Below are 24,444 nucleotides of genomic sequence, written 5' to 3' on the forward strand. Positions count from 1 at the left end.
GCATCTGCCTGAACATGATCGTGAAGAACGAGGCCCCGGTCATCGCCCGGTGCCTCGGCTCGGTCAAGCCCTGGGTGGACCACTGGGTCATTGTGGACACGGGCTCCACCGACGGCACGCAGGACCTCATCCGCGCGTTCATGCAGGACGTGCCTGGCACGCTGCACGAACGGCCCTGGAAGAACTTCGCGCACAACCGCAACGAGGCGCTCGAGCTGGCGCGCCCCCATGGGGCCTATCTGCTGTTCATCGATGCCGATGAGCAGCTGCGTGTACCGCCGCAGTTCACCTGGCCCGAACTCACGGCCGATGGATACACCCTGACCTGCCACATGGACGGCTGGGAATATCAGCGCAACAGCCTGGTGGCCACCCGCATCGGCTGGCGCTGGGAGGGTGTGCTGCACGAGTACCTGACCGCCGCGCAGCACGGCCCCTGGCAGACGCTGCGGGGACCGGTCATCCATGTGTCTCACGATGGCGCCCGCGCGCGCGACCCCGAGACCTATCTGCGTGACATGGCGCTGCTGGAACAGGCCGTGCGGGACGACCCCACGAACACGCGCAATGTGTTCTATCTGGCCCAGAGCTGCCGCGATGCCGGGAAGATCGAGCCCAGCCTGCTGTGGTACCAGCGCCGGGTCGACATGGGGGGATGGGACGAAGAGCGCTGGTATGCCCTGTTCCAGATCGCCGTGCTGCATGAGCGCAACCAGGCCCCACCCGCCACCGTGCGCGATGCTTATCTGGCTGCCTACGCGGCCCGCCCGCAGAGGGCTGAGCCCCTTTGCGAACTGGCCCGCTATCACCGCGAACGGGCCGAACATGCACTGGCCACCGTGTTTGCCCTGCAGGCATCACAGATTCCGCAACCTGCGGACATTCTTTTTGTGGATACACAGGTGTACACATGGCGTGCACTGGATGAGCTGGCCGTCAGCGCCTTCTACACCCCCCACCGAGACCTGGGTCGTGCTGCGCTGCAGCGGCTGCTGGCCGAGCGCCGATACCCGGCGGACCAAGCCCAACGCATCGAAGCAAATCAGGTTTTCTACGGTCTGTGACCATCTCTGCGGCCCAGGCTGGAGGCGCTGCGACAATGCTCGCATGCAGACTCTCTCCCCTCCTTCCCGCTGGCTCCACGAAGCCATCGCCCGCATCGAAGCCGACTACCAGCGCAGCGCCGACACGCACCTGATCCCGCTGCGGCTGCCCGCGTTTGCCGCGCATGGCATTGACCTGTACCTCAAGGACGAATCCACCCACCCCACGGGCAGCCTGAAGCACCGGCTGGCGCGGTCGCTTTTCTTGTATGCACTGTGCAACGGCTGGGTGCATGAAGGCTCGACCATCGTCGAGTCGTCCAGCGGCTCCACTGCGGTGAGCGAAGCCTACTTTGCGCGGCTGCTGGGGCTGCCGTTTGTGGCGGTGATGCCGCGCAGCACCTCGCCCGAGAAGGTCGCGCAGATCGAGTTCCATGGCGGGCGTTGCCATTTTGTGGACAGCGCGGGAGCGGTGTATGAGGCGGCCCATGCGATTGCCGAGGAGACGGGCGGCCACTACATGGACCAGTTCACCTATGCCGAGCGCGCGACAGACTGGCGCGGCAACAACAACATTGCCGAGAGCATGTTCACGCAGATGGCGCGCGAGCCGCACTCGGTACCGCGCTGGATTGTGGTGGGTGCGGGCACGGGCGGCACCAGCGCCACCATTGGCCGCTATGTGCGCTACCAGCGCCATGCCACGCAGGTGTGCGTGGCCGACCCGGCGGGTTCGGTGTTCAGTGCCTACCACCGCACGGGCGATGCGCAGCTGACGGCGCCAGGATCCCGCATTGAAGGCATTGGGCGCCCACGGGTGGAGCCGAGCTTCATCCGCACGCTGGTGGACCGCATGGTCGATGTGACGGACTGCGAATCCATTGCCGCCATGCGCGCACTGTCTCAGCTACTGGGGCGGCGCGTGGGGCCCTCCACCGGCACCAACTTTGTGGCCATGCTCACGCTGGCCAGCGAGATGCGCGAGCGGGGCGAGCGCGGCTCCATCCTGTCGCTGCTGTGTGATGCGGGCGAGCGGTATTTACCCACGTATTTCGACACCGAATGGGTGGACCGCACGTTCGGCGATTGCTCGGCAGCGCAGCAGAAGGTAGATGGCCTGATCGGCTGATGCCAGCCACGCACTGCACCATGCCCTCCACCGCCCTGTCCCCGGGCCCTGCCGGGCCATCCACCGGCCCCGCTGCCACGCGCCGCCAGTGGCTGGCCAGGCAGCTGCCGCTGGGCATGGCGCTGGCGGGAGGGGCGGCGGGCTGGCTGCCCGGTCCGGCATCCGCCCTGCCGGCCCGCACGCTGGCCTTTCCGCGTGACCATGGCAGCCACCCGGAGCTGCGCACCGAGTGGTGGTACATCACGGGGCATGTGCAGGCGCGGGGCCAGCCCTGGGGATTTCAGCTCACGTTCTTTCGGTCACGCGTGGACGCCACGCAGCCACTGCAGTCCGCGTTTGCCGCCAAGCAGCTGCTGTTCGCGCATGCCGCCGTCACGGACGTGCAGGGCCAGCGTCTGGTGCACGACCAGCGCATCGCACGCACGGGTTTTGGCGTGGCGCAGGCCAGCGAGGCCGATACCCGCATCCGGCTGCAGGACTGGACGCTGGAGCGCAGCGACATGGCGCACGGCAAGCCCCACCTGGCGCTCAGCCGCTACACGGCCCGGATCGCAGGCAGCGAATTCGGCATGGAGCTGCAGTTCGACAGCACCCAGCCCGTGCTGCTGCAGGGCCAGCAAGGCCTGTCGCGCAAGGGGCCTGACGCGGCGCAGGCCAGCTACTACTACAGCCAGCCGCAGCTGGCGGTCAGCGGCCACCTGACGGTGGGGGGCCGCCGCCTGGATGTCACACCCGGCACCGGCCGCGCCTGGATGGACCACGAATGGAGCGAGGCCCTGCTGCACCCCAAAGCCCAGGGCTGGGACTGGATCGGGATGAACCTGCACGATGGCAGCGCGCTCACCGCGTTCCGCCTGCGGCGTGCCGATGGCTCGGCGCTGTGGGCGGGGGGATCGCTGCGCGCGCCAGGGCAGCCCGTGCAGGCATTCGACGCGCGGTCCGTGGTGTTCACGCCGCAGCGGTGGTGGAGCAGCCCGCGCAGCGGCGCGCGCTATCCGGTGCAATGGCGGGTGCAAACACCCGCTGGCGCGTTTGAAGTGCGCACCGTGCTGGACAACCAGGAGCTGGACAGCAGCGGATCGACGGGCGCGATCTACTGGGAAGGCTTGTCCGAGCTGGTGGACCACGCAGGCCTGCCCGTGGGCCGGGGCTACCTGGAGATGACCGGATATGCAAAACCGCTGCGCCTGTGAAGGCGGCAGCGGCTGGGGATGGGAGGGCCGCCAGAGGCGGCCGTATCGCCTCAGTGCTTGGCGGAGTTGCCCGAGCGGCGCTGCGCCAGCCACGCGATGATCTCGCCCATGATGCCGCGGCGGAAGGCGAGCACGCAGACGACGAAGATCAGCCCTGTGACCATGGTGACGGATTCGCCCAGGGTCTTGAACCACTCCACGCTGGTCAGCGCAGCGAGCAGGTTGCCGAATTCGCCGATCTTGTTCTCCAGCAACACCACCACGGCCGAGCCGATCAGCGGGCCCGACAGGGTGCCCAGCCCCCCCACGAGCGTCATCAGGATGACCTGGCCCGAAGCCGTCCAGTGCACGTCGGACAGCGTGGCGAAACCCAGCACCAGCGTCTTGAGCGAACCGGCCAGGCCTGCCAGCGCCGCCGACAGCACGAAGGCCAGCAGCTTGAAGCGGTGCGTGTCGTAGCCCAGCGAGATGGCGCGAGGCTCGTTCTCCTTGATGCCCTTGAGCACCTGGCCGAACGGCGAATGGATGGTGCGCACGATGACGAGGAACGCCAGCACCACGATCACCAGCGCCACGTAGTACATGACCAGGTCGCTCTGCAGGCTGATGATGCCAAACAGCTTGCCGCGCGGCACGCCCTGCAGGCCGTCCTCGCCCCCGGTGAAGGGCGCCTGCAGGCAGGCGAAGAACAGCATCTGCGCCAGTGCCAGCGTGATCATCGAGAAGTAGATGCCCTGGCGGCGGATGGCCAGCCAGCCGAACAGCAGGCCCAGCAGCGCGCCACCGGCCGTGCCCAGCAGCAGGCCGATCTCGGGCGTGAGGCCCCAGACCTTGATGGCGTGGCCGGCCACATAGGCTGCTCCGCCCAGAAACGCGGCGTGCCCGAATGACAGCAGGCCGGTGTAGCCCAGCAGCAGGTTGAACGCGGAAGCGAACAGCGCGAAGCACATCAGCTTCATCACGAAGACGGGATAGGCGCCAAGGAAGGGCGCGGCGATCAGGGCCAGCAGCAGCAGGCCGTAGCCGATGGAGGCAAGGTTCTTGGTATTCATGCGGACGGCCCCTTATTTTTCTTTGCCGAACAGGCCGGCGGGGCGGATGAGGAGAACGATGACCATGATGACGAACACCACGGTGGAGGACGCTTCGGGGTAGAACACCTTGGTGAAGCCCTCGATGACACCCAGGCCCAGCCCGGTGAGGATGGAGCCCATGATGGAGCCCATGCCGCCAATCACCACCACGGCGAAGACCACGATGATGAGGTTCTGCCCCATCAACGGCGTGACCTGATAGACCGGCGCCGCCAGCACGCCGGCAAACGCGGCCAGCGCGGCACCGAAGGCATAGGTCAGCGTCACCATCACCGGCACGTTGATGCCGAAGGCCTCCACCAGGCGCGGGTTCTCGGTGCCGGCGCGCAGGTACGCGCCGAGCTTGGTCTTCTCGATCACGTACCAGGTGGCCAGACACACGACCACCGAGGCCACCACCACCCAGGCGCGGTAGTTGGGCATGATCATGAAACCCAGGTTGGTCGCGCCCTCCAGCAGTTCGGGCGTGTCATACCCCAGTCCGGAGACGCCATAGATCGAGCGGAACACCCCCTCGATCAGCAGCGTGAGGCCCAGCGTGAGCAGCAGGCCGTACAGGTGATCGAGCTTGTAGATCCAGCGCAGCAGCAGGCGCTCGATCAGCACCCCGAACAACCCCACCGCCAGCGGTGCCAGCACCAGCATCCACCAGTAGTTGATGCCGAAGTAATTCATCGCCATCCAGGTCATCAGGGCTCCCGTCATGAACAGCGCCCCGTGGGCGAAGTTGATGACGTTGAGCAGGCCGAAGATCACGGCCAGCCCCAGGCTGAGAATGGCATAGAACGAGCCGTTGACCAGCCCCAGGAGGAGCTGGCTCAACAGGCCCGGCAATGAGACACCAAAGATTTCCATGGGAGGCAGCTGCAGGTGGGGGTGAACGGTTCAGGTCGGGAGGAAAGGGGGTGTCGGGCAGGCCCCTGCGGGCCACCGGACCGGCCCTGGGCGCGCGCACGCGCACCCAGGGCCTTCTTTCTTTCTCAGCGGTTTACTTCCAGAGCGCGCACTTGCTCTCTGCCTTGGTGGTGAACACTGTGTCGCCCGGCAGCTTCTTGATGAGCTTGTAGTAGTCCCATGGCTTGGTGGATTCGGCGGGCTTCTTCACTTCCATGAGGTACATGTCGTGCACGTAGCGGCCATCGGGACGCAGCTGGCCAGACGCGAAGAAGTCGTTCATCTTCATGCCGCGCCAGGTCGTCATGACCTTGTCGGCATCGATGCTCTTGGCTGCTTCCACGGCCTTGAGGTAGTTCATGGTGGCTGAGTAGTCGGCGGCCTGGATCTCGCCGGGCATGCGCTTGGTCTTTTCAAAGAAGCGTGCGGCGAACTTGCGCGTGTCGTCGTTCAGGTCCCAGTACCAGCTGGTGGTGAACTGCAGGCCTTCGGTGTTGCGCAGCCCCAGGCTGTGCACGTCGCTGATGAAGATCAGCAGGCCCGCGAGCTTCATGCTCTTGCCGATGCCGAATTCCTTGGCGGCCTTGATGGCGTTGATGGTGTCGCCACCGGCATTGGCCAGGCCCAGGATCTGCGCCTTGGAGTTCTGCGCCTGCAGCAGGAACGACGAGAAGTCCGACGCGTTGAGCGGATGGCGCACGGTGCCCACCACGGTGCCGCCCTTGGCCTTGACCACCGTGCTGGTGTCGGCCTCCAGCGCATGGCCGAATGCATAGTCGGCGGTGAGGAAGTACCACGACTTGCCCCCGGTGTCCACGATGGCCGAACCCGTGCCCTTGGCCAGCGCCACGGTGTCGTAGGCGTAGTGCACCGTGTAGGGACTGCATTGCTCGTTGGTCAGTGCCGAGGATGCAGCGCCGTTGTTGATGTACACGCGCTTCTTCTCGGCAGCCACCTTGGCGGACGCGAGGGCCGTGCCGGAATTGGTGCCGCCAAACAGCATGGTCAGGCCCTGGGTGTCGATCCACTCGCGCGCCTTGGACGCCGCGATGTCGGCCTTGTTCTGGTGATCCGCGGTGAGCAGCTCGATGGGCATGCCCAGCACCTTGCCGCCGAAGTCGTCGATGGCCATCTGGATGGCCACAGCCCCGTTCTTGCCCTCCACGTCGGCGTACAGGCTGGACATGTCGGTGATGAAGCCGATCTTGACCTTGTCCTGCGCGTGCGCGGCCGAGGTGGCCAGGCCCGCTGCGCCCAGCATCAATGCCAGCACTTTGAGTTTGTTCTTCATGGATTGTCTCCTGTGGGTGTGGTGGAAGAAAACGGGAAAGAGGTCACCTGGACAGCTCAGACGCCCAGCAGTTCGGTGAGCACGGGCATCTTTGCCTCAAGCTCGGACGCACCGAACTTCTCGACGATGCGGCCGTGCTCCATGACGTAGAAGCGGTCGGCCAGCGGCGCGGCGAAGCGGAAGTTCTGCTCCACCATGACCACCGTGTAGCCCTTTTCGCGCAGCATGGTGATCATGCGGGCCAGCGCCTGCACGATGACAGGCGCCAGGCCTTCGGAAATCTCGTCCAGCAGCAGCAGGTTGGCCCCCGTGCGCAGGATGCGGGCCACGGCCAGCATCTGCTGCTCGCCGCCCGACAGGCGCGTGCCCTGGCTGTTCCTGCGTTCGGCCAGGTTGGGAAACATGGCGTAGATCTCCTGCACCGACATGCCGGGGGTGCCGGTCTTCAGCGCCGGCGGCAGCAGCAGGTTTTCCTCGCACGACAGGCTGGAGAAGATGCCGCGCTCTTCCGGGCAGTAGCCCACGCCCAGGTGGGCGATGCGGTGCGTGGGCATGTGGATCGTCTCGACGCCGTTGATCTTGACCGAGCCCTTGCGCGCGCCGGTCAGCCCCATGATCGCGCGCATGGTGGTGGTGCGGCCCGCGCCGTTGCGCCCCAGCAGCGTGACCACCTCGCCGGGTTGCACGACGATGTCCACGCCATGCAGCACGTGCGACTCGCCGTACCAGGCCTCGAGGTTGCTGATTTCAAGGGCAGGGGTCTTGGATGCGGTGGTCGCCATCTCAATGTGCTCCCTGCAGTTGGCCATCGGTGGTGCCCATGTAGGCTTCCATCACTTGCGGGTTGTTGGACACCTCGGCATACGGGCCTTCGGCCAGCACGGCGCCGCGCTGCAGCACCGTGATGCGGTCGGCGATGGTGGAGACCACCTTCATGTTGTGTTCCACCATCAGGATGGTGCGGCCGGCCGAGACTTTCTTGATGAGCTGGGTGACGCGGTCCACGTCCTCGTGGCCCATGCCCTGCGTGGGTTCGTCCAGCAGCATGAGTTCGGGCTCCATGGCCAGCGTGGTGGCGATCTCCAGCGCGCGCTTGCGGCCGTACGGCAGGTTCACGGTGACCTCGTCGGCCAGGTCCTCCAGGCCCACCTCGGTCAGCAGCTGCATGGCCCGGTCGTCCAGCTGGTGCAGGGTGCGCTCGCTGCGCCAGAAGTGAAATGAGGTGCCCAGCTTGCGCTGCAGGCCCAGGCGCACGTTCTCCATCAGCGTGAGGTGCGGGAACACGGCCGAGATCTGGAACGAGCGGATGACGCCGCGCCGGGCGATCTGCGCGGGCTGCTCACGGGTGATGTCGTGCCCGTTGAAGCGGATGGTGCCCGACGTGGGCGTGAGGAATTTTGTCAGCAGGTTGAAGCATGTGGTCTTGCCTGCGCCATTGGGACCGATCAGCGCATGGATGGAACCCCGGCGCACGGCCAGGTTCACATCGCTGACGGCGGTGAAGCCCTTGAACTCTTTGGTCAGGCTGTGGGTTTCAAGAATGACGTCGCTCATTGCGCCTGGGTCGCTCCGTTGGGTGCTGGGGGAAGAAGCCTTGCGGCAAGGACTTCATGCGTGCGTTTTTGTCGCAGTGCATCGTATGCCCCCCTACCCTGCGGTAGATACTGGGACTAATGCCTATGTATAAACGCCTATGCCTTCTGGCGCACCAGGCAAGCGCATGCGCGCCGCCTCCGTCCAGGGCGAGGCACCCGCCCTTCCGCCATCGCGCTTTTTGCCGCCCTGGCCGTCTCGGCAGGCCCCATGGCGAGGGTTCTGTCCGGCAGGCGCGGTCCGGCAAGACACTGACTTTTTACTTACAACCTGCAGCGTCGGGGGCCCCGCAGGGCTGCGGATGGGCAGCCCGCCGCCGCCCGGCGCGCTTCTGGCAAACATTCCCGTGGCCTGGGAGATTGCCCCGCCGCGTGCGGGGACCGGGGATGGGAACCTACACTGCATCCATGGCTTCCACCCCTTCCCAACCCGCCCGCGGGGCGCCCCGCTCTCTGACAGGCCTGCTTCCATTTTTGCGGCCGTACCGGGCCCGCATCGCGTTGGCGGTGGTGTTCCTGGTGCTCGCGGCCCTCGCCACCCTGGCGTTTCCACTGGCCTTGCGCAACCTGGTGGACGGCGGCCTTGTCAGCGCGGACAAGGGGGCCCAGACCATGGCGCTGCGCAACCATTTCGAGGCCCTGTTCGCCGTGGCCGTGGCGCTGGGGGTGTTCTCCGCCGCGCGCTTCTATATGGTGAGCTGGCTGGGCGAGCGCGTGACCGCGGACCTGCGCGACGCCGTGTACAGCCATGTGCTGCGCCAAAGCCCCCAGTTTTTTGAAACCACGCAGACCGGGGAAGTGCTGTCGCGCCTGACCACCGACACGACGCTCGTCCAGACCGTGGTCGGTTCGTCCTTGTCCATGGGCCTGCGCAATGCCGTCATGGGCGTGGGCGCGCTGGCCATGCTGGTGTGGACCAATCTCTATGTCATGTCGGTCGTGCTGCTGGCCGTGGTGCTGGTGGTGCTGCCCACCATGTGGATCGGGCGCAGGGTGCGGCGCCTGTCGCGCGACAGCCAGGACCGGGTGGCGGACTCGAGCGCCATCGCGGCGGAAGTGCTCAACGCCGTGCCGGTGGTGCAGAGCTACGCGGCCGAGCCCCGCGAGTCCGCCCGCTTCATGCAGGCCACCGAAAATGCGTTCCAGGTTGCCATCAACCGCACCCGTGCCCGGGCCCTTCTGGTGGCCTTCATCATCATTGCCAACGCCGCGCTGCTGCTGTGGGGGCTGTACCGCGGCACGGAGGCCGTGCTGGCGGGCAAGATGACCGCCGGCCATCTGGGGCAGACCGTGGTGTACGTGATCCTGCTGGCCGGCGCCGTGGCAGTGCTGGGCGAGGTCTACGGCGACCTGCTGCGCGCCGCGGGCGCCACGGAGCGGCTGATGGAGCTGCTGGGGAGCCGCTCCCCCGTGGCGGACCCGGACGAGCCCCAGGAACTTCCGCTCTCCGAACGCGGCCTGGAGGTGGAGTTCGAGCAGGTGCAGTTCCACTACCCCTCGCGCCCCGATCAACCCGCCCTGCACGACTTTTCCCTGCGCCTGGCGCCCGGCGAAACGGTGGCGCTGGTGGGCGCCAGCGGCGCGGGCAAGACCACCGTGTTCCAGCTGCTGCAGCGCTTTTACGACGTGGACTCCGATGCCGACGGCGTCCCGCAGGGGCGCATCCGTCTCAATGGCGTGGACATCCGCACGCTGCGGCTCAAGGCCCTGCGCTCGCACACGGGCACCGTGCCACAGGACGCGGTGATTTTCTCGGCCTCCGCGATGGACAACATCCGCTATGGGCGCCCCGACGCGACGGACGAGGAGGTGGTGGCCGCCACGCGCGCCGCGTTCGCGCACGACTTCATCACCGCGCTGCCGCAAGGGTATGCCACCTTCCTGGGAGAGCGGGGCGTGCGCCTGTCAGGCGGCCAGCGCCAGCGCATTGCCATCGCCAGGGCCATGCTCAAGAACCCGCCACTGCTGCTGCTGGACGAGGCCACCAGCGCGCTGGACGCCGAGAGCGAGCGCATGGTCCAGGCGGCCCTGGACACCGCCATGCAGCGCCACACAGGCCGCCGCACCACGCTGGTCATTGCCCACCGGCTGGCCACCGTGCAGAACGCGGACCGCATCGTGGTATTGGACCATGGGCGCATCGTCGAGCAGGGCACCCACACGGCCCTGCTGGCGCAAGGCGGCGTCTATGCCCGCCTGGCGGCATTGCAGTTCACGGTGTAGCACCGGGCGCCCCGGGGGCACGGGCGGAGCTTCACAGGCTTCGGGAAATCGCTATAAATACAATAGCTTATTGCGCTTGCGCATCAAGCGTTTGCGACCAAAATGGCCACAACATATTGGCGGCCAGGCAGCGCCGGGAAGGCTATTGAAGGGTTTCCTTGGACGCCGCGGGCAATGCCAGGGGCAGGACGGCAATGCCCTCCTCCAGCAACTCCAGGGCCTCGTCGGGGGTGGCCTGACCGCGAATCGCACGCTCCTGCACCTCGCCATGGTGCATGCGGCGGGCTTCCTGGGCAAAACGCCCTCCCACATCCTCGGTGCTGGCGACGATCTTGCGGGCCAGTTCCAGCCAGGCGGCCTGCAGCGCGGGCGCAAGCACGCCGGCATCGGCCGGCGCCCCTCCGGCTCCGGGCACGGGAGACGGCGTTGTCACGGTGGGTGTGGCGACGGCTGGATCTCGCGCGCCCAGATTCAAGCGCGGAGCGCTCAGGCGCTTTTCAATGTGGGCGTCCGCGCACAGGGGGCATTGCACCAGCCCGCGCTGCTTCTGGCCCTGGAAATCATCCTCCGATCCGAACCAGCCTTCAAAGACATGGCCAAGCCGGCATTGGAGATCAAGCACCTTCATGGCAACACCTGAACGCGCCGGCCGTCACCCGTGGCGGCGCAGCAGGTACCGGTAGACAAAACCTGGAAAGGCCAGCGTGAGAAACAGCGTCCCGGTGATGGCATAGAACTCCCAGCCTTGCGGCGCGATCTGCCCTGCGCGGCGCTCCAGCAAGAGCGCGAGGCCGCCGACCAGGAGATACAGCAGGATGAGTTCTGCCAGCCGGCCTACGAGCGGCTTGCGCTGCCCGGCAACGGGCCCCACCACCAGCCAGCGGTGGTTCACAAACGGCAGGTTGGCGGCGATGAAGGCCGCCACGATGACCAGCCAGACGGACCCGGTAAGAGACACAGGAACGAACGAGAGCGGCGAGGCGCTTAGGTCGCCAGCGCGCGCACGACAGCGTCCGCGCACAGCGCCATCAGACCGCCGGGCAGAAGGCCCAGCACCAGAAGAAGTGCACCGTTGAGCGTCAGTACCACGCGCACGTCCACGGGCGCCGATACGTTCGAAGCCGTCAGCGGAGCGTCGAAGTACATGACCTTCACCACCCGCAGGTAGTAGAAGGCGCCAATCAGCGACATCATCACGGCGAACACCGCCATCGCGATGTACAGGCCCTGGCCGGAGGCCACCAGCGCCTGCAGCACCGCCAGCTTGGCGTAGAAACCCACCAGCGGGGGAATGCCGGCCATGGAGAACAGGCAGACCGCCATCACGCCCGCATACAGGGGGCTGCGCTGGTTCAGGCCCGCAAAGTCCGAGATTTCTTCGCTCTCGAAGCCCTCGCGCGCCAGCAGCAGGATCACGCCGAACGCGGCCAGCGTGGTGAGCACATAGGTCACCACATAGAACATGGAGGCGCTGTAGGCGTTCTCGACGGCCGTGGCATCCACATTGCCATTCACCACACCCGACATCAGGCCCAGCAGCACGAAGCCCATCTGCGAGATCGTGGAGTAGGCCAGCATGCGCTTGAGGTTGGTCTGCGCGATGGCGGCCAGGTTGCCCACGAGCAGCGAGCCGATGGCCAGCACCGCGAGCATCTGCTGCCAGTCGATGGCCAGGGGCAGCAGGCCGTCCACCAGCAGGCGGATCGTGATCGCGAAGGCTGCCAGCTTGGGCGCACCACCGATCATGAGCGTGACGGCCGTGGGGGCACCCTGGTACACGTCGGGAATCCACATGTGAAACGGCACCACGCCCAGCTTGAAGGCCAGGCCAGCCACCACGAACACCAGGCCGAAGACCAGCACCTGATGGCGGATCTGGCCCGAATTGACCGCCTTGAACACCTGGCCGATGTCGAGCGAACCCGTGGCACCGTAGATCATGGACAGGCCGTACAGCAGGAAACCGCTGGCCATGGCGCCGAGCACGAAGTACTTCATCGCCGCTTCCGTCGCCGTGGCGTTGTCGCGGCGCAAGGCCACCAGGGCGTAGCTCGACAGGGTCAGGAGTTCCAGGCCCAGGTAGATCACCAGGAAGTTGTTGCCCGAGATCATGATGAACATGCCCAGCAGCGCAAACATCGACAGCGTGAACATCTCGCCGCCGCGCATCATGCCGCGGTCCGCCGCATAGGGACGGCCGTAGACCAGCGTGATCATCATCGCCACGGTGGCGAAGCACTTGAGCCAGTTGCCCATGGCGTCGCTGACCACCATGTTGCCAAAGCCGTAGAAGGTGTTGCCGCTGCTGGCGTACATGGCCTGCAATGCCGCCACCACGGCCAGCGTGAGCAGGGTCAGCACATAGGTGCCCGTGCGGCGTGCGCTGTGCACGCCCAGATCGACCAGCGCGATCACGCAGGCCATGGTCAATAGCACGATTTCGGGGTAAATCGCGAGCCAGCTGATGTTGTCAATCATCTCGAATCTCTCAGTTCAGTCTGGTCAGTTCAGCTTGGACAGCGCGACATGCTTGAGCAGTTCGGCCACCGAGGTGTCCATCACATCGGTGAAGGGGCGCGGGTACAAGCCCATGGCCAGCACGGCGATGCCCAGCAGTGCAAGCACCAGGAACTCGCGGCTGTCGATATCGGTGAGGCCCTTGACGTTGTCGTTGCCGACAGGTCCCAGGTACACCCGCTTGAACATCCACAGCGTGTAGGCGGCGCCAAAAATCAACGCCGTGGCGGCTGCCATGCCGATCCAGAAGTTGGCCTTGACGGCCCCCAGGATCACCATCCATTCGCCGACGAAACCGGCGGTGCCCGGAAGGCCGCAGTTAGCCATGGCGAACAGCAGCGCGAAGGCCGTGAAGTTGGGCATGGTGTTGACCACGCCGCCGTAGGCCGCGATTTCACGCGAGTGCACGCGGTCGTACAGCACGCCGATGGACAGGAACATGGCACCCGAGACGAAGCCGTGGGCAATCATCTGCACCAGGCCGCCGGAGACGCCCAGGTCGTTGAAGATGAAAAAACCCAGGGTCACGAAGCCCATGTGCGCCACCGACGAGTAGGCCACCAGCTTCTTCATGTCCTTCTGGACCATGGCCACCAGGCCCACATAGATCACCGCGATCAGCGACAGCGCGATCATCAGCCACGCCCATTCGCGCGAAGCGTCGGGAGCGATGGGCATCGAAAACCGCAGGAAACCGTAGGCACCGAGCTTGAGCATGATGGCGGCCAGCACGGCCGAGCCGCCGGTGGGGGCTTCCACGTGCACATCGGGCAGCCAGGTATGCACTGGCCACATGGGCACCTTCACGGCGAAGGCCGCGAAGAAGGCGAAGAACAGCAGCGTCTGCGCGCGGCCGCTCAATGGCAGCTGGTGCCACGTCGCGATGTCGAAGCTGCCACCCGACTGGTTGTACAGGAAGATCAGCGCGATCAGCATCAGCAGCGAGCCAAGCAGCGTGTACAGGAAGAACTTGAACGCCGCGTAGATCTTGTTGGGGCCGCCCCAGATCCCGATGATCAGGTACATGGGGATCAGCGTGGCTTCGAAGAACACGTAGAACAGCATGCCGTCCAGCGCCGTGAACACTCCGACCATGAGGCCTGACAGGATCAGGAACGCGCCCATGTACTGGTTCACGCGCTCGGTGATGGATTCCCAGGAAGCCACCACCACGATGACGGTGATGAAAGCCGTCAGCGGCACGAACCAGAACGAAATGCCATCCACGCCCAGGTGGTAGTGGACATTGAAGCGCTCGATCCAGGCGGCCTTCTCGACAAACTGCATCGCCGCCGTGCCCAGCTTGAAGCCATCGTACAGGGGCAAAGTCACCAGGAAGCCGATCACGGCCCCGACCAGCGCCAGCCACCGCACCGCGCGGGCATGCTCATCCCGCCCAATGGCCAGCAGCAGCACACCGAAGGCAATCGGTGTCCAGATTGCAAGACTCAACAGACCCATTTGTTGTTTTCCTTATTTGATGAGCTGCAAGAAAGCATCGCCCCAGACAAACCAGGTCATCAATGCGAAGACACCCAGAATCATCACCAGCGCATAGTGGAAGATGAAGCCCGACTGCATCCAGCGGACGATGCCGGAAACCCCGCGCACCAGCTTCCAGGAGCCATTCACGAGGGCCCCGTCGATGATGGCCTGATCGCCACCCTTCCACAGGCCGACGCCCAGGGCACGCGCGCCGCGGGCCAGGATGTTCTCGTTGATCCAGTCGAGGTAGTACTTGTTTTCCAGCAGCATGTACAGGGGCTGCACGCGGGCCTTGATGCCGGCCGGCAGCGCGGGGTTGACCATGTACATGTAGTACGAAGCAACCACGCCAGCGAGCGCCAGCCAGAACGGCGCGGTCTGCAGTCCGTGCACCGCCATGGCCACCGGACCGTGGAAAATTTCAGCCAGTTTCGCCATGGCCGGATGCTTGACCGCATCGACAAAGATCACGTTCTTAAAGAAGTCGCCGAACAGCATGGGCTGGATGAACATGAAACCCACCACCACCGACGGAATGGCCAGCAGCACCAGAGGCACGGTCACCACCCAGGGCGATTCGTGGGGCTCGTGATGGTGATCGTCATGGCCATGGTGGTCATCATGGTGCGCATCAGGATTCTGGTCGTAACGCTCCTTGCCATGGAAAACCAGGAAGTACATGCGGAACGAATAGAACGCCGTGATGAATACACCCGCCAGCACGGCGAAGTGCGCAAAACCGGCCGCAGGCAGATGGCTGAAATGGACCGCCTCGATGATGCTGTCCTTGGAATAGAAGCCCGCGAACAGCGGGGTGCCGATCAGCGCGAGCGAACCCAGCAGCGAGGTGATCCAGGTGATGGGCATGTACTTGCGCACGCCGCCCATCCAGCGGATGTCCTGGTTGTGGTGCATGCCCATGATGACCGAGCCGGCACCGAGGAACAGCAGCGCCTTGAAGAACGCGTGGGTCATCAGGTGGAACACGGCGACCGAATAGGCCGACGCACCCAGCGCCACGGTCATGTACCCGAGCTGCGACAGCGTGGAGTAGGCCACCACGCGCTTGATGTCGTTCTGGATGATGCCCAGGAAACCCATGAACAGCGCCGTGATGGCCCCGATCACCAGGATGAAGTTCAGGGCGGTATCCGACAGCTCGAACAGGGGCGACATGCGCGCCACCATGAAGATGCCGGCCGTCACCATGGTGGCCGCGTGGATCAGTGCCGAGATGGGGGTCGGGCCTTCCATCGAGTCGGGCAGCCAGACGTGCAGCGGGAACTGGGCGGACTTGCCCATCGCACCGATGAACAGGCAGATGCAGATCACGGTGATCAGCATCCAGTCGGTGCCGGGGAAAGCCAGGCCGCCGAGCTCACCCGACTTGGCAAACACTTCGCCGTAGTTCAGCGTGCCTGCGTAGGCCGCGATGAGGCCGATGCCCAGGATGAAGCCGAAGTCCCCCACGCGGTTGACCAGGAAGGCCTTCATGTTGGCGAAGATCGCGCTGGGCTTGTTGAACCAGAAACCGATCAGCAGGTAGGACACCAGGCCCACGGCTTCCCAGCCGAAGAACAGCTGCAGCAGGTTGTTGCTCATGACCAGCATGAGCATGGAGAACGTGAACAGGGAGATGTACGCGAAGAAGCGGTTGTAGCCGTCGTCCTCTTCCATGTAGCCGATCGTGTAGATGTGCACCATCAGCGACACGAAGGTCACCACCACCATCATCATGGCCGTGAGGCTGTCGATCAGGAAGCCGACTTCCATCTTGAGGCCGCCGACCACCATCCAGGTGTACAGCGTTTCGTTGAAACGGGCGCCATCCAGCGCAACACTCTTGAGCGTCATGGCCGACAGGACGAAGGCCACGAGCACGCCCAGGATGGTCAGGGTGTGGCTCAGGCGGCGGCCAATCCAGTTACCACCAAAGGTCGTACCGAAGATGCCGGCCAGCAAGGCGCCCGCCAGCGGAGCCAGCGGCACGGCCAGGAGCGTTGAAGCAGAGAGGGTTTGACTCATTCTTGAGAACCTTGGGAATACAGGTGGCTCATCAACCCTTGAGGGTGTTGAGGTCTTCCGCGTTGATGCTGGACTTGTTGCGGAACAGCAGCACCAGGATGGCCAGGCCGATCGCCGATTCGGCCGCTGCCACGGTCAGGATGAAGAACACAAACACCTGTCCATGCATGTCGCCCAGGTAGTGGGAGAACGCCACGAAGTTCATGTTGACCGCCAGCAGCATCAACTCGATCGCCATCAGCAGCACAATCAGGTTCTTGCGATTGAGGAAGATGCCGATCACGGCCAGCGCGAACAGCATCGCGCCCAGCGAGAGAAAATGGCCCAATGTCAGCGTCATGCTTTTTTCTCCTCGGCGACAGCCTCTGCAGGCGCTGGCGCCTCAGCCTTCTGGGTGGCGGCAACCTTGACCACTTCGAGGCGGTCGCTGGCGCGCACGCGGATCTGTATGGACGGATTGATCGCCTTGCTGTCCTTGCGCTGGCGCAGCGTCAGGGCAATGGCGGCAATCATCGCCACCAGCAGGATCACGGCCGCGATTTCCACGGGATAGAGATACTCGGTGTAGAGCAGCTTGCCCAGCGCCTTGGTGTTGGAATACTGGACGACCTGGCCCGCCGCATTCACCGCCGTGGCGACAGCCTTGGGCTCATCCATGCCCCGGAAGCCCCCCATCAGCACCGCGGCCATTTCGAGCGCGATCAGTGCGCCCACCGTGGCGGCCAGGGGAAAGTGCTTCCAGAACCCCTTGCGCACCGTGTCGATGTGGATGTCCAGCATCATCACGACGAAGAGGAAAAGCACCATCACCGCGCCCAGGTACACCAGCACGAGTGCAATGGCCAGGAACTCGGCCTTGAGCAGCAGCCAGACGGCGGCGGCCTGCGAGAACGCGAGGATGAGGTAGAGCACCGCATGCACGGGATTGCGCGCGGTGATCACCCGGAAGGCTGCGAACAGCAGCACGACCGAGAAGAGGTAGAAGAAACCTGTCTTGGCGTCCATGAATCGGGTCTTTATAGAAAGTCTGGCAAAGAGGCTGAACCCAGCACCGCTCAGCGGTACTTGGCGTCCGCAGCCTTGGCTGCCGCGATTTCACCTTCGTACCGGTCGCCCACGGCCAGGAGCATGTCCTTCGTGAAATACAGATCGCCACGCTTTTCGCCGTGGTACTCAAAAATGTGCGTCTCGACGATCGAGTCCACCGGGCAGCTTTCTTCGCAGAAGCCGCAGAAGATGCACTTGGTCAGGTCGATGTCGTAGCGCGTGGTGCGGCGGGAGCCATCGTCGCGCACGTCCGACTCAATGGTGATGGCCATGGCGGGGCACACGGCCTCGCACAGCTTGCAGGCGATGCAGCGCTCTTCGCCATTCTCATAACGGCGCAAGGCGTGCAGGCCACGAAAACGTGGCGACAAGGGGGTCTTCTCTTCTGGGAACTGCACGGTCACCTTGCGGCGAAAGGCGTAGCGCCCCGTGAGGGCCATGCCCTTGAGCAGTTCCACGAGCATGAAGCTCTTGAAGAAATCCTTGAACGAGAAAGGTGCAGCAGCAGCAACAGCAGTCATTTGTGTCCCCGCTTATTTCCAGATATTCCAAGGCGAGAGCAACCACCCGCCGACGATCAGCAGCCACACCAGGGTGACCGGAATGAAGATCTTCCAACCCAGACGCATGATCTGGTCATAACGGAAACGGGGGAATGTCGCCCGGATCCAGATGAACATGGACACCACGAGGAATGTCTTGATCCCGAGCCAGATCCAGCCAGGAATGAACGAGAGGAAATCCACCGGAGGCAGCCAGCCGCCCAGGAACATGAGGGCGGCCAGGATGGACACCAGCCACATGCTCGCGTATTCCGCCAGAAAGAAGATCGCGAAACCCATGCCGGAGTACTCCACCATGTGGCCCGCCACGATTTCGGCTTCGCCTTCCACCACGTCGAACGGATGGCGGTTCGTCTCAGCCACACCCGAGATCAGGTAGACCAGGAAGATGGGCAGCAATGGCAACCAGTTCCAGGACAGGAAGCCCAGGCCCATGTTGGAGGCCATGCCGCGGGACTGGGACATCACGATCTCGGTCAGGTTCATGCTGCCCGAAACCATGATCACCACCAGGAAGCAAAAACCCATGGCGATTTCGTAGCTCACCATCTGCGCGGACGCCCGCAGTGCGCCCAGGAAGGCGTACTTGGAGTTCGATGCCCAGCCGGCAATGATCACGCCGTACACCTCGATGGAGGTGATGGCCATCACCAGCAGCAGGCCGGCGTTGACATTGGCCAATGCCACGTCCGGGCCGAACGGAATCGCCACCCAGGCAGCCAGCGCGGGCATGATCGCCATGACCGGCCCCAGCACGAAGAGCCCTTTGCTGGCGGCAGTAGGCTGGATGATTTCCTTGGTCAGCAGCTTCAAGGCGTCCGCGATGGGTTGCAGCAACCCGAGCGGGCCGACCCGGTTGGGGCCATGGCGCACCTGCATGAAGCCCAGGAGCTTGCGCTCCCACAGCGTGAGATAGGCCACCGCCCCCATCAGGGGCGCCAGAATGCAGACGATCTTGAGCAGGATCCAGAGCACCGGCCAGACCACGCCGGTCCACCAGCCAAAGGAAAGCAGGTTTAGGCCCGCGTTGTAGATCGCGTCGATCATGCTGCCACTCCTTCGCGTGCCAAGCGCGCGTCGGCGGTCAGCTGCAGCGACGTGGAACGGCGCACCAGGCCGTCCAGTTGATAGATCGAGGCCACCACGGGCTCGCCCACCACTGCGGGGGCGACAGGGACAGCAGTGCTCACGGCATTCGACAATTGAGCGGCCGGGACCTGCGCGAAGGTGCCAGCAGGCGCATTCGTGGCGCGGGCCAGCACATCCTGCGACGTCTCGAAATCAAAACCCGGCACGCCCAGCAGATTGGCCAGCACGCGCAGCACCTTCCAGGCCGGACGGGTATCGCCCAGAGGACGCACCACGGCATGGAAACCCTGCAGGCGGCCTTCCGCATTGATGAAGCTGCCCGAGGTTTCCGTGAACGGCGCCACCGGCAGCAGCACATCACTGAATTCCATATTGGCCTTGAACGGGCTCAAGGTCACCACCATCTCCGCCCCTCCCAGGGCCGTGGCGGCCTGCAGGCCGGCTGCAGAGTCATGGACAGGCTCGGTATTGAGCAGCAAGGCCGCCTTCAGTCCACCCGCCAGCATCTGGCCTGCACTCAGGCCTCCGTTCACGGGATGGGCGCCAGCGAATTGCGCGCCCACGGTGTTGGCGGCTTCCGTCAGGTAGCCGACGGTTGCCCCGGTTTGTTCACCAATCCAGTTGGCAAGCGCCAGCAGCCGGGCTGCCTGGGCATGGTGCGCTGCGGCATTGCCCAACAGTATGGCCTTGCGTTCGCCGCCCAGCAATGAGCGGGCGATGGCCAGGGAGGCTTCGGTGGGATCACCGGAACCTGCGGGTGCGGCCGTGCCCTTTTCCTGTGCCACGGCAGCGGCGATGGTGCCCAGCGCCTGCAGCCACTGACCGGCGCCTTGCAGCAGGGAGTGCTTCACGGGCATGGCCCAATCGGCCAGGGCCGAGTCGACCACGCTGACCTGGCAGCCATGGCGCGCAGCCTGGCGGATGCGCTGCGCGAACAGCGGATGGTCCTTGCGCAGGTTGGAGCCCACCACCAGCACGCGCTGCAGCGTGGACAGCGAGGCGATGGACGTGCCGAGCCAGCGGATGCCTTCGGGCGCCGCGAATTCGGCGTTGCGCAGGCGGTAGTCAATGTTGTCGCTGCCCAGGCCGCGCACCAGGGCGGAGGCCAGGTACAGTTCTTCGAGCGTGCTGTGCGGGCTGACCAGGGCACCGATGGCGCCAGCGCCATGGTCGTTCTTGATGTTCTTCAAGCCGTTGGCCACGTATTCGAGCGCAGTCTGCCAGTCGACGGTCTTCCAGACTCCGCCCTGCTTGAGCATGGGCTGGGTCAGCCGCTCGTCGCTGTTGAGCGATTCGTACGAGAAGCGGTCACGGTCGGCGATCCAGCATTCGTTGACGGCTTCGTTCTCGAACGGAACGACACGCATCACCTTGTGGTTCTTGACCTGCACGATGAGGTTGGCACCGGTGGAGTCGTGCGGGCTGACGGAGCGGCGGCGCGACAGTTCCCAGGTGCGGGCGCTGTAGCGGAACGGCTTGCTCGTGAGCGCGCCCACGGGGCAGATGTCGATCATGTTGCCCGACAGCTCGGAGTCCACGGTATCGCCCGCCACGGTGGTGATCTCGGAGTGCTCGCCGCGGTGGATCATGCCGAGTTCCATCACGCCGGCCACTTCCTGGCCGAAGCGCACGCAGCGGGTGCAGTGGATGCAGCGGCTCATCTCCTCCATGGAGATCAGCGGGCCCACATCCTTGTGGAAGACCACGCGCTTTTCTTCCTCGTAGCGCGAGGAGGAACCGCCGTAGCCCACGGCCAGATCCTGCAGCTGGCACTCGCCGCCCTGGTCGCAGATGGGGCAATCCAGCGGGTGGTTGATCAGCAGGAATTCCATGACCGACTGCTGGGCCTTGATGGCCTTGTCGCTCTTGGTGCGCACGATCATGCCCTGCGTGACCGGCGTGGCGCAGGCGGGCATGGGCTTGGGGGCCTTCTCCACGTCCACCAGGCACATGCGGCAATTGGCGGCGATGGAGAGCTTCTTGTGATAGCAGAAATGGGGAATGTAGGTGCCGGCCTTTTCGGCTGCATGCATCACCATGCAGCCTTCGGCGACTTCTACCTTCTGCCCGTCGAGTTCGATTTCAACCATATGCGTTTCTCGCGATCAGGCGGAGGCGGAAGCCTGCGGGGTCTTCTCTTGGCGGATCAGCGCTTCGAATTCCGGACGGAAGTGCTTGATCATGGCGCGCACCGGCATGGCCGCTGCGTCACCCAGTGCGCAGATGGTGCGGCCCTGGATGTTGTCCGCCACCGAATTGAGCAGGTTCAGGTCGCCATCGCGCCCCTGACCATGCTGGATTCGGTCGATCACGCGCCACATCCAGCCCGTGCCTTCGCGGCACGGCGTGCACTGGCCGCAGGACTCGTGCGAGTAAAAATAGGACAGGCGCAGCAGGCTCTCGACCATGCTGCGGGAGTCGTCCATCACGATGACCGCGCCCGAGCCCAGCATGGAGCCGGCCTTGGCGATGGAGTCGTAGTCCATCGTGCATTCCATGATGATGGAAGCCGGCAGCACCGGTGCGGACGAGCCGCCGGGAATCACGGCCTTGAGCTGGCGGCCCTTGCGCACGCCACCAGCGAGTTCGAGCAGCTTGGCGAAGGGCGTGCCCAGGGGCACTTCGTAGTTGCCGGGCTTTTCCACGTCGCCCGAGACCGAGAAGATCTTGGTGCCGCCGTTGTTGGGCTTGCCGCATTCAAGATAGGCAGCACCGCCGTTGCGGATGATCCACGGCACGGCCGCGAAGGTCTCGGTGTTATTGATGGTGGTGGGCTTGCCGTACAGGCCGAAGCTGGCCGGGAACGGCGGCTTGAAGCGCGGCTGGCCCTTCTTGCCTTCCAGCGATTCGAGCAGCGCGGTCTCTTCGCCGCAGATATAGGCGCCGAAGCCGTGCGCGGCATGCAGCTGGAAGCTGAAGTTGCTGCCCAGGATCTTGTCGCCCAGGTAGCCTGCGGCGCGTGCCTCTTCAAGCGCTTCTTCAAAACGGTCGTAGGTCTGGAAGATTTCGCCGTGGATGTAGTTGTAGCCCACGGAGATGCCCATCGCGTAAGCCGCGATGATCATGCCCTCGATGACGATGTGCGGGTTGAACTGCAGGATGTCGCGGTCCTTGCAGGTGCCCGGCTCGCCTTCGTCGGAGTTGCACACCAGGTACTTCTGGCCCGGGAACGAGCGGGGCATGAAGCTCCACTTGAGGCCGGTGGGGAAGCCCGCGCCGCCACGGCCGCGCAGGCCCGATTCCTTGACGGTGGCGATCACCTGGTCCTGGGTGAGGCCTTCGCCTTCGCCCTGCGCCAGGATCTTGCGCAGCGCGGCGTAGCCGCCACGCGCTTCGTAGTCTTTGAGGCTCCAGTTCGTGCCGTCCAGGCCCGCATAGATCTGCGGGTTGATATGGCGGTCGTGGAAGCAGGTCTGGACGCCGGTGGCCTGGAACTGCGAGAGGATCTGTGCGGCGGTGGTCATGCTTGTCCTTCCGCAGCGCGCAAGCCATCCACAAGCTGGTCAAGCTTGTCGTTGTCCATGAAACTGCACATGGTGCGGTCGTTGACCAGCATCACGGGCGCATCGGCACAGGCACCCAGGCATTCGCACTGCTGCAGCGTGAACAGGCCGTCGGAAGTGGTCTCGCCCATGGCCACGCCGAGCTTCTTCTCGAGGTGGTGCAGCGCCTTCTGGCCGTCGCGCAGCTGGCAAGGCAGGTTGGTGCAGACGTTGAGCTTGTACTTGCCCGTCGGCTGCTGGTTGTACATGTTGTAGAACGTGGTGACTTCGTGCACCGCGATCTGGGCCATGCCGAGGTACTCGGCGATCACGGCCTCGCTCTCGACACTGACCCAGCCCTGCTCCTGCTGCACGATGGACAGGCAGGCCATCACGGCCGACTGCTTCTGCTCGGGGGGGTACTTGGCGACTTCGCGCGCAAAACGGGCAAGCGTCGTCTCGGTGATGGCGGTGGCGCCAGCGGTCTGGTTCTTCGATTCGGTCGTACTCATCGGTCAATCTCTCCGAACACGATATCCATGGTGCCGATGATGGCCACCGCGTCGGCGATCATGTGGCCGCGGGCCATTTCATCGAGCGTGGCCAGGTGGGCGAAGCCCGGCGCACGGATCTTCAGGCGGTAGGGCTTGTTGGCCCCGTCGCTCACCAGGTAGATGCCGAACTCGCCCTTGGGATGCTCGACGGCGGCATAGGCCTCGCCCTCGGGCACATGGAAACCTTCGGTGAAGAGCTTGAAATGGTGGATCAGCTCTTCCATGTTGGACTTCATGGATTCACGATCGGGCGCAGCCACCTTGTGGTTGTCGGTGATGACCGGGCCGGGGTTGGCGCGCAGCCAGTCCACGCACTGCTTGATGATGCGGTTGGACTCGCGCATTTCCTGCACGCGCACGAGGTAGCGGTCGTAGCAGTCACCCGTCTTGCCCACGGGCACGTCGAAGTCCATGCGGTCGTAAACGTCGTAGGGCTGGGTCTTGCGCAGGTCCCAGGCGATGCCGGAACCACGCAGCATGGGGCCGGTCATGCCCAGGTTCAGCGCGCGTTCGGGCGGCACCACGCCGATGCCCACGGTGCGCTGCTTCCAGATGCGGTTGTCGGTGAGCAGGGTCTCGTATTCGTCCACACAGGCCGGGAAGCGCTGGGTGAAGTCGTCGATGAAGTCGAGCATCGAACCCTGGCGGTTCTTGTTCATGGCCTCCAGGGCCTTGGCGTTCTTGATCTTGCTGACCTTGTACTGCGGCATGGAGTCCGGCAGGTCGCGGTACACGCCGCCCGGACGGAAGTACGCCGCGTGCATGCGCGCGCCGGAGACGGCTTCGTACATGTCGAACAGATCTTCGCGCTCGCGGAAGGTGTAGATCAGGATGGTGGAGCTGCCGCAGTCGTTGCCGTGCGAACCCAGCCACATCAGGTGATTCAGCAGGCGCGTGATCTCGGAGAACATCACGCGGATGTACTGGGCGCGGATAGGCACTTCCAGGCCCAGCAGCTTTTCGATGGCCAGGCAGTAGGCGTGCTCGTTGCACATCATGGACACATAGTCCAGGCGGTCCATGTAGGGCAGCGACTGGATGTAGGTCTTGTGCTCGGCCAGCTTTTCGGTGGCGCGGTGCAGCAGGCCGATGTGCGGGTCGGCACGCTGGACGACTTCGCCGTCGAGCTCGAGCACCAGGCGCAACACGCCGTGCGCTGCAGGGTGCTGCGGTCCGAAGTTCAGGGAGTAGTTCTTGATTTCAGCCATGGTGGGTCACGTGGG

22 protein-coding genes are annotated in these 24,444 nt (G+C 64.6%); 4 read left to right on the plus strand and 18 right to left on the minus strand.

Features of this window, described 5'->3' with window-relative positions; genetic code table 11:
* The first annotated feature begins 14 nt into the window (after nt 1-14).
* From AC3RCE_RS17790 to AC3RCE_RS17800, 3 genes are read left to right on the plus strand one after another with little or no spacing between them, the layout of a single operon-like run.
* The gene (locus AC3RCE_RS17790) at nt 15-1,064 is read left to right on the plus strand and encodes a tetratricopeptide repeat-containing glycosyltransferase (protein ID WP_492255405.1); all 1,050 of its coding nucleotides are present in this window, start codon (nt 15-17) and stop codon (nt 1,062-1,064) included.
* A gap of 43 nt (nt 1,065-1,107) precedes the next feature.
* Nucleotides 1,108-2,172 (plus strand): PLP-dependent cysteine synthase family protein, encoded by a 1,065-nt coding sequence (locus AC3RCE_RS17795; protein WP_218340169.1) that lies wholly within the window; start codon nt 1,108-1,110, stop codon nt 2,170-2,172.
* Between the two features lie 20 nt (nt 2,173-2,192).
* Complete coding sequence (locus AC3RCE_RS17800; RefSeq protein ID WP_492253603.1) at nt 2,193-3,365, plus strand: lipocalin-like domain-containing protein; 1,173 nt, start codon at nt 2,193-2,195, stop codon at nt 3,363-3,365.
* A gap of 50 nt (nt 3,366-3,415) precedes the next feature.
* Here AC3RCE_RS17800 and AC3RCE_RS17805 read toward each other — a convergent pair whose 3' ends face one another.
* The 5 genes from AC3RCE_RS17805 to AC3RCE_RS17825 all read right to left on the minus strand — a co-directional run bounded on the left by AC3RCE_RS17805 (nt 3,416) and on the right by AC3RCE_RS17825 (nt 8,198).
* On the minus strand, nt 3,416-4,417 hold the full coding sequence (locus AC3RCE_RS17805; protein ID WP_218295498.1) for a branched-chain amino acid ABC transporter permease: 1,002 nt from the start codon (nt 4,415-4,417) through the stop codon (nt 3,416-3,418).
* A 12-nt stretch (nt 4,418-4,429) separates the two neighbouring features.
* Nucleotides 4,430-5,314, minus strand: a complete 885-nt coding sequence (locus tag AC3RCE_RS17810; protein WP_218295499.1) for a branched-chain amino acid ABC transporter permease — start codon at nt 5,312-5,314, stop codon at nt 4,430-4,432.
* A 133-nt stretch (nt 5,315-5,447) separates the two neighbouring features.
* Nucleotides 5,448-6,644 (minus strand): ABC transporter substrate-binding protein, encoded by a 1,197-nt coding sequence (locus AC3RCE_RS17815; protein WP_218340167.1) that lies wholly within the window; start codon nt 6,642-6,644, stop codon nt 5,448-5,450.
* A gap of 56 nt (nt 6,645-6,700) precedes the next feature.
* Nucleotides 6,701-7,426, minus strand: coding sequence for an ABC transporter ATP-binding protein (locus tag AC3RCE_RS17820; protein ID WP_218340166.1), 726 nt, complete (start codon nt 7,424-7,426; stop codon nt 6,701-6,703).
* A 1-nt stretch (nt 7,427) separates the two neighbouring features.
* Nucleotides 7,428-8,198 carry an ABC transporter ATP-binding protein gene (locus tag AC3RCE_RS17825; protein WP_218295502.1) on the minus strand — a complete coding sequence of 257 codons (771 nt, stop codon included), beginning with the start codon at nt 8,196-8,198 and terminating at the stop codon, nt 7,428-7,430.
* A gap of 446 nt (nt 8,199-8,644) precedes the next feature.
* On the opposite strand from AC3RCE_RS17825, the gene AC3RCE_RS17830 reads away from it, so the two are divergent.
* Nucleotides 8,645-10,459, plus strand: a complete 1,815-nt coding sequence (locus AC3RCE_RS17830) for an ABC transporter transmembrane domain-containing protein (RefSeq protein ID WP_492253604.1) — start codon at nt 8,645-8,647, stop codon at nt 10,457-10,459.
* A gap of 142 nt (nt 10,460-10,601) precedes the next feature.
* Here AC3RCE_RS17830 and AC3RCE_RS17835 read toward each other — a convergent pair whose 3' ends face one another.
* From AC3RCE_RS17835 to AC3RCE_RS17895, 13 genes are read right to left on the minus strand one after another with little or no spacing between them, the layout of a single operon-like run.
* Nucleotides 10,602-11,087 carry a DUF1178 family protein gene (locus AC3RCE_RS17835; protein WP_218340164.1) on the minus strand — a complete coding sequence of 162 codons (486 nt, stop codon included), beginning with the start codon at nt 11,085-11,087 and terminating at the stop codon, nt 10,602-10,604.
* Between the two features lie 24 nt (nt 11,088-11,111).
* Nucleotides 11,112-11,417 carry a DUF2818 family protein gene (locus AC3RCE_RS17840; RefSeq protein WP_492253605.1) on the minus strand — a complete coding sequence of 102 codons (306 nt, stop codon included), beginning with the start codon at nt 11,415-11,417 and terminating at the stop codon, nt 11,112-11,114.
* A gap of 26 nt (nt 11,418-11,443) precedes the next feature.
* The gene (gene nuoN / locus AC3RCE_RS17845; RefSeq protein ID WP_218295506.1) at nt 11,444-12,937 is read right to left on the minus strand and encodes an NADH-quinone oxidoreductase subunit NuoN; all 1,494 of its coding nucleotides are present in this window, start codon (nt 12,935-12,937) and stop codon (nt 11,444-11,446) included.
* Nucleotides 12,938-12,961: 24 nt separating this feature from the next.
* Nucleotides 12,962-14,437: an NADH-quinone oxidoreductase subunit M gene (locus AC3RCE_RS17850; RefSeq protein WP_492253606.1), complete on the minus strand. Its 1,476-nt coding sequence runs from the start codon at nt 14,435-14,437 to the stop codon at nt 12,962-12,964.
* Between the two features lie 12 nt (nt 14,438-14,449).
* Nucleotides 14,450-16,486, minus strand: a complete 2,037-nt coding sequence (nuoL, locus tag AC3RCE_RS17855) for an NADH-quinone oxidoreductase subunit L (RefSeq protein WP_492253607.1) — start codon at nt 16,484-16,486, stop codon at nt 14,450-14,452.
* A gap of 31 nt (nt 16,487-16,517) precedes the next feature.
* Nucleotides 16,518-16,826: an NADH-quinone oxidoreductase subunit NuoK gene (gene nuoK, locus AC3RCE_RS17860; protein ID WP_005793248.1), complete on the minus strand. Its 309-nt coding sequence runs from the start codon at nt 16,824-16,826 to the stop codon at nt 16,518-16,520.
* Nucleotides 16,823-17,491: an NADH-quinone oxidoreductase subunit J gene (locus tag AC3RCE_RS17865; protein WP_492253608.1), complete on the minus strand. Its 669-nt coding sequence runs from the start codon at nt 17,489-17,491 to the stop codon at nt 16,823-16,825. Before AC3RCE_RS17865 ends, nuoK begins: the two co-directional genes overlap by 4 nt.
* 50 nt (nt 17,492-17,541) lie before the next feature.
* Nucleotides 17,542-18,054 carry an NADH-quinone oxidoreductase subunit NuoI gene (nuoI, locus tag AC3RCE_RS17870; protein ID WP_218295510.1) on the minus strand — a complete coding sequence of 171 codons (513 nt, stop codon included), beginning with the start codon at nt 18,052-18,054 and terminating at the stop codon, nt 17,542-17,544.
* A gap of 12 nt (nt 18,055-18,066) precedes the next feature.
* Nucleotides 18,067-19,143 (minus strand): NADH-quinone oxidoreductase subunit NuoH, encoded by a 1,077-nt coding sequence (gene nuoH / locus AC3RCE_RS17875; protein WP_218295511.1) that lies wholly within the window; start codon nt 19,141-19,143, stop codon nt 18,067-18,069.
* Complete coding sequence (gene nuoG / locus AC3RCE_RS17880) at nt 19,140-21,275, minus strand: NADH-quinone oxidoreductase subunit NuoG (RefSeq protein WP_492253609.1); 2,136 nt, start codon at nt 21,273-21,275, stop codon at nt 19,140-19,142. Before nuoG ends, nuoH begins: the two co-directional genes overlap by 4 nt.
* Before the next feature lie 15 nt (nt 21,276-21,290).
* A complete protein-coding gene (gene nuoF / locus AC3RCE_RS17885; RefSeq protein WP_218340158.1) occupies nt 21,291-22,649 on the minus strand; it encodes an NADH-quinone oxidoreductase subunit NuoF in 1,359 nt (452 codons plus the stop codon).
* The gene (gene nuoE / locus AC3RCE_RS17890; RefSeq protein WP_218340157.1) at nt 22,646-23,179 is read right to left on the minus strand and encodes an NADH-quinone oxidoreductase subunit NuoE; all 534 of its coding nucleotides are present in this window, start codon (nt 23,177-23,179) and stop codon (nt 22,646-22,648) included. The genes nuoF and nuoE overlap by 4 nt, the downstream gene beginning before the upstream one ends.
* On the minus strand, nt 23,176-24,429 hold the full coding sequence (locus tag AC3RCE_RS17895) for an NADH-quinone oxidoreductase subunit D (RefSeq protein ID WP_369642959.1): 1,254 nt from the start codon (nt 24,427-24,429) through the stop codon (nt 23,176-23,178). The genes nuoE and AC3RCE_RS17895 overlap by 4 nt, the downstream gene beginning before the upstream one ends.
* Nucleotides 24,430-24,444: the final 15 nt, after the last annotated feature.

The sequence above is a fragment of the Acidovorax sp. GW823-FHT05D11 genome, from assembly GCF_058795695.1.

What these genes read in the sequence shown, in the direction of transcription:
- AC3RCE_RS17865 (WP_492253608.1), bottom strand. Translation starts at nt 17,491, where the DNA reads ATGGACGCCAAGACAGGTTTCTTCTACCTCTTCTCGGTCGTGCTGCTG.
- AC3RCE_RS17850 (WP_492253606.1), bottom strand. Translation starts at nt 14,437, where the DNA reads ATGGGTCTGTTGAGTCTTGCAATCTGGACACCGATTGCCTTCGGTGTG.
- AC3RCE_RS17820 (WP_218340166.1), bottom strand. Translation starts at nt 7,426, where the DNA reads ATGGCGACCACCGCATCCAAGACCCCTGCCCTTGAAATCAGCAACCTC.
- AC3RCE_RS17815 (WP_218340167.1), bottom strand. Translation starts at nt 6,644, where the DNA reads ATGAAGAACAAACTCAAAGTGCTGGCATTGATGCTGGGCGCAGCGGGC.
- AC3RCE_RS17825 (WP_218295502.1), bottom strand. Translation starts at nt 8,198, where the DNA reads ATGAGCGACGTCATTCTTGAAACCCACAGCCTGACCAAAGAGTTCAAG.
- AC3RCE_RS17805 (WP_218295498.1), bottom strand. Translation starts at nt 4,417, where the DNA reads ATGAATACCAAGAACCTTGCCTCCATCGGCTACGGCCTGCTGCTGCTG.
- AC3RCE_RS17895 (WP_369642959.1), bottom strand. Translation starts at nt 24,429, where the DNA reads ATGGCTGAAATCAAGAACTACTCCCTGAACTTCGGACCGCAGCACCCT.
- AC3RCE_RS17790 (WP_492255405.1), top strand. Translation starts at nt 15, where the DNA reads ATGATCGTGAAGAACGAGGCCCCGGTCATCGCCCGGTGCCTCGGCTCG.
- nuoL (WP_492253607.1), bottom strand. Translation starts at nt 16,486, where the DNA reads ATGAGTCAAACCCTCTCTGCTTCAACGCTCCTGGCCGTGCCGCTGGCT.
- nuoI (WP_218295510.1), bottom strand. Translation starts at nt 18,054, where the DNA reads ATGACTGCTGTTGCTGCTGCTGCACCTTTCTCGTTCAAGGATTTCTTC.
- nuoK (WP_005793248.1), bottom strand. Translation starts at nt 16,826, where the DNA reads ATGACGCTGACATTGGGCCATTTTCTCTCGCTGGGCGCGATGCTGTTC.
- AC3RCE_RS17800 (WP_492253603.1), top strand. Translation starts at nt 2,193, where the DNA reads ATGCCCTCCACCGCCCTGTCCCCGGGCCCTGCCGGGCCATCCACCGGC.
- AC3RCE_RS17810 (WP_218295499.1), bottom strand. Translation starts at nt 5,314, where the DNA reads ATGGAAATCTTTGGTGTCTCATTGCCGGGCCTGTTGAGCCAGCTCCTC.
- nuoN (WP_218295506.1), bottom strand. Translation starts at nt 12,937, where the DNA reads ATGATTGACAACATCAGCTGGCTCGCGATTTACCCCGAAATCGTGCTA.
- nuoE (WP_218340157.1), bottom strand. Translation starts at nt 23,179, where the DNA reads ATGAGTACGACCGAATCGAAGAACCAGACCGCTGGCGCCACCGCCATC.
- AC3RCE_RS17830 (WP_492253604.1), top strand. Translation starts at nt 8,645, where the DNA reads ATGGCTTCCACCCCTTCCCAACCCGCCCGCGGGGCGCCCCGCTCTCTG.
- nuoG (WP_492253609.1), bottom strand. Translation starts at nt 21,275, where the DNA reads ATGGTTGAAATCGAACTCGACGGGCAGAAGGTAGAAGTCGCCGAAGGC.
- AC3RCE_RS17835 (WP_218340164.1), bottom strand. Translation starts at nt 11,087, where the DNA reads ATGAAGGTGCTTGATCTCCAATGCCGGCTTGGCCATGTCTTTGAAGGC.
- nuoH (WP_218295511.1), bottom strand. Translation starts at nt 19,143, where the DNA reads ATGATCGACGCGATCTACAACGCGGGCCTAAACCTGCTTTCCTTTGGC.
- nuoF (WP_218340158.1), bottom strand. Translation starts at nt 22,649, where the DNA reads ATGACCACCGCCGCACAGATCCTCTCGCAGTTCCAGGCCACCGGCGTC.
- AC3RCE_RS17795 (WP_218340169.1), top strand. Translation starts at nt 1,108, where the DNA reads ATGCAGACTCTCTCCCCTCCTTCCCGCTGGCTCCACGAAGCCATCGCC.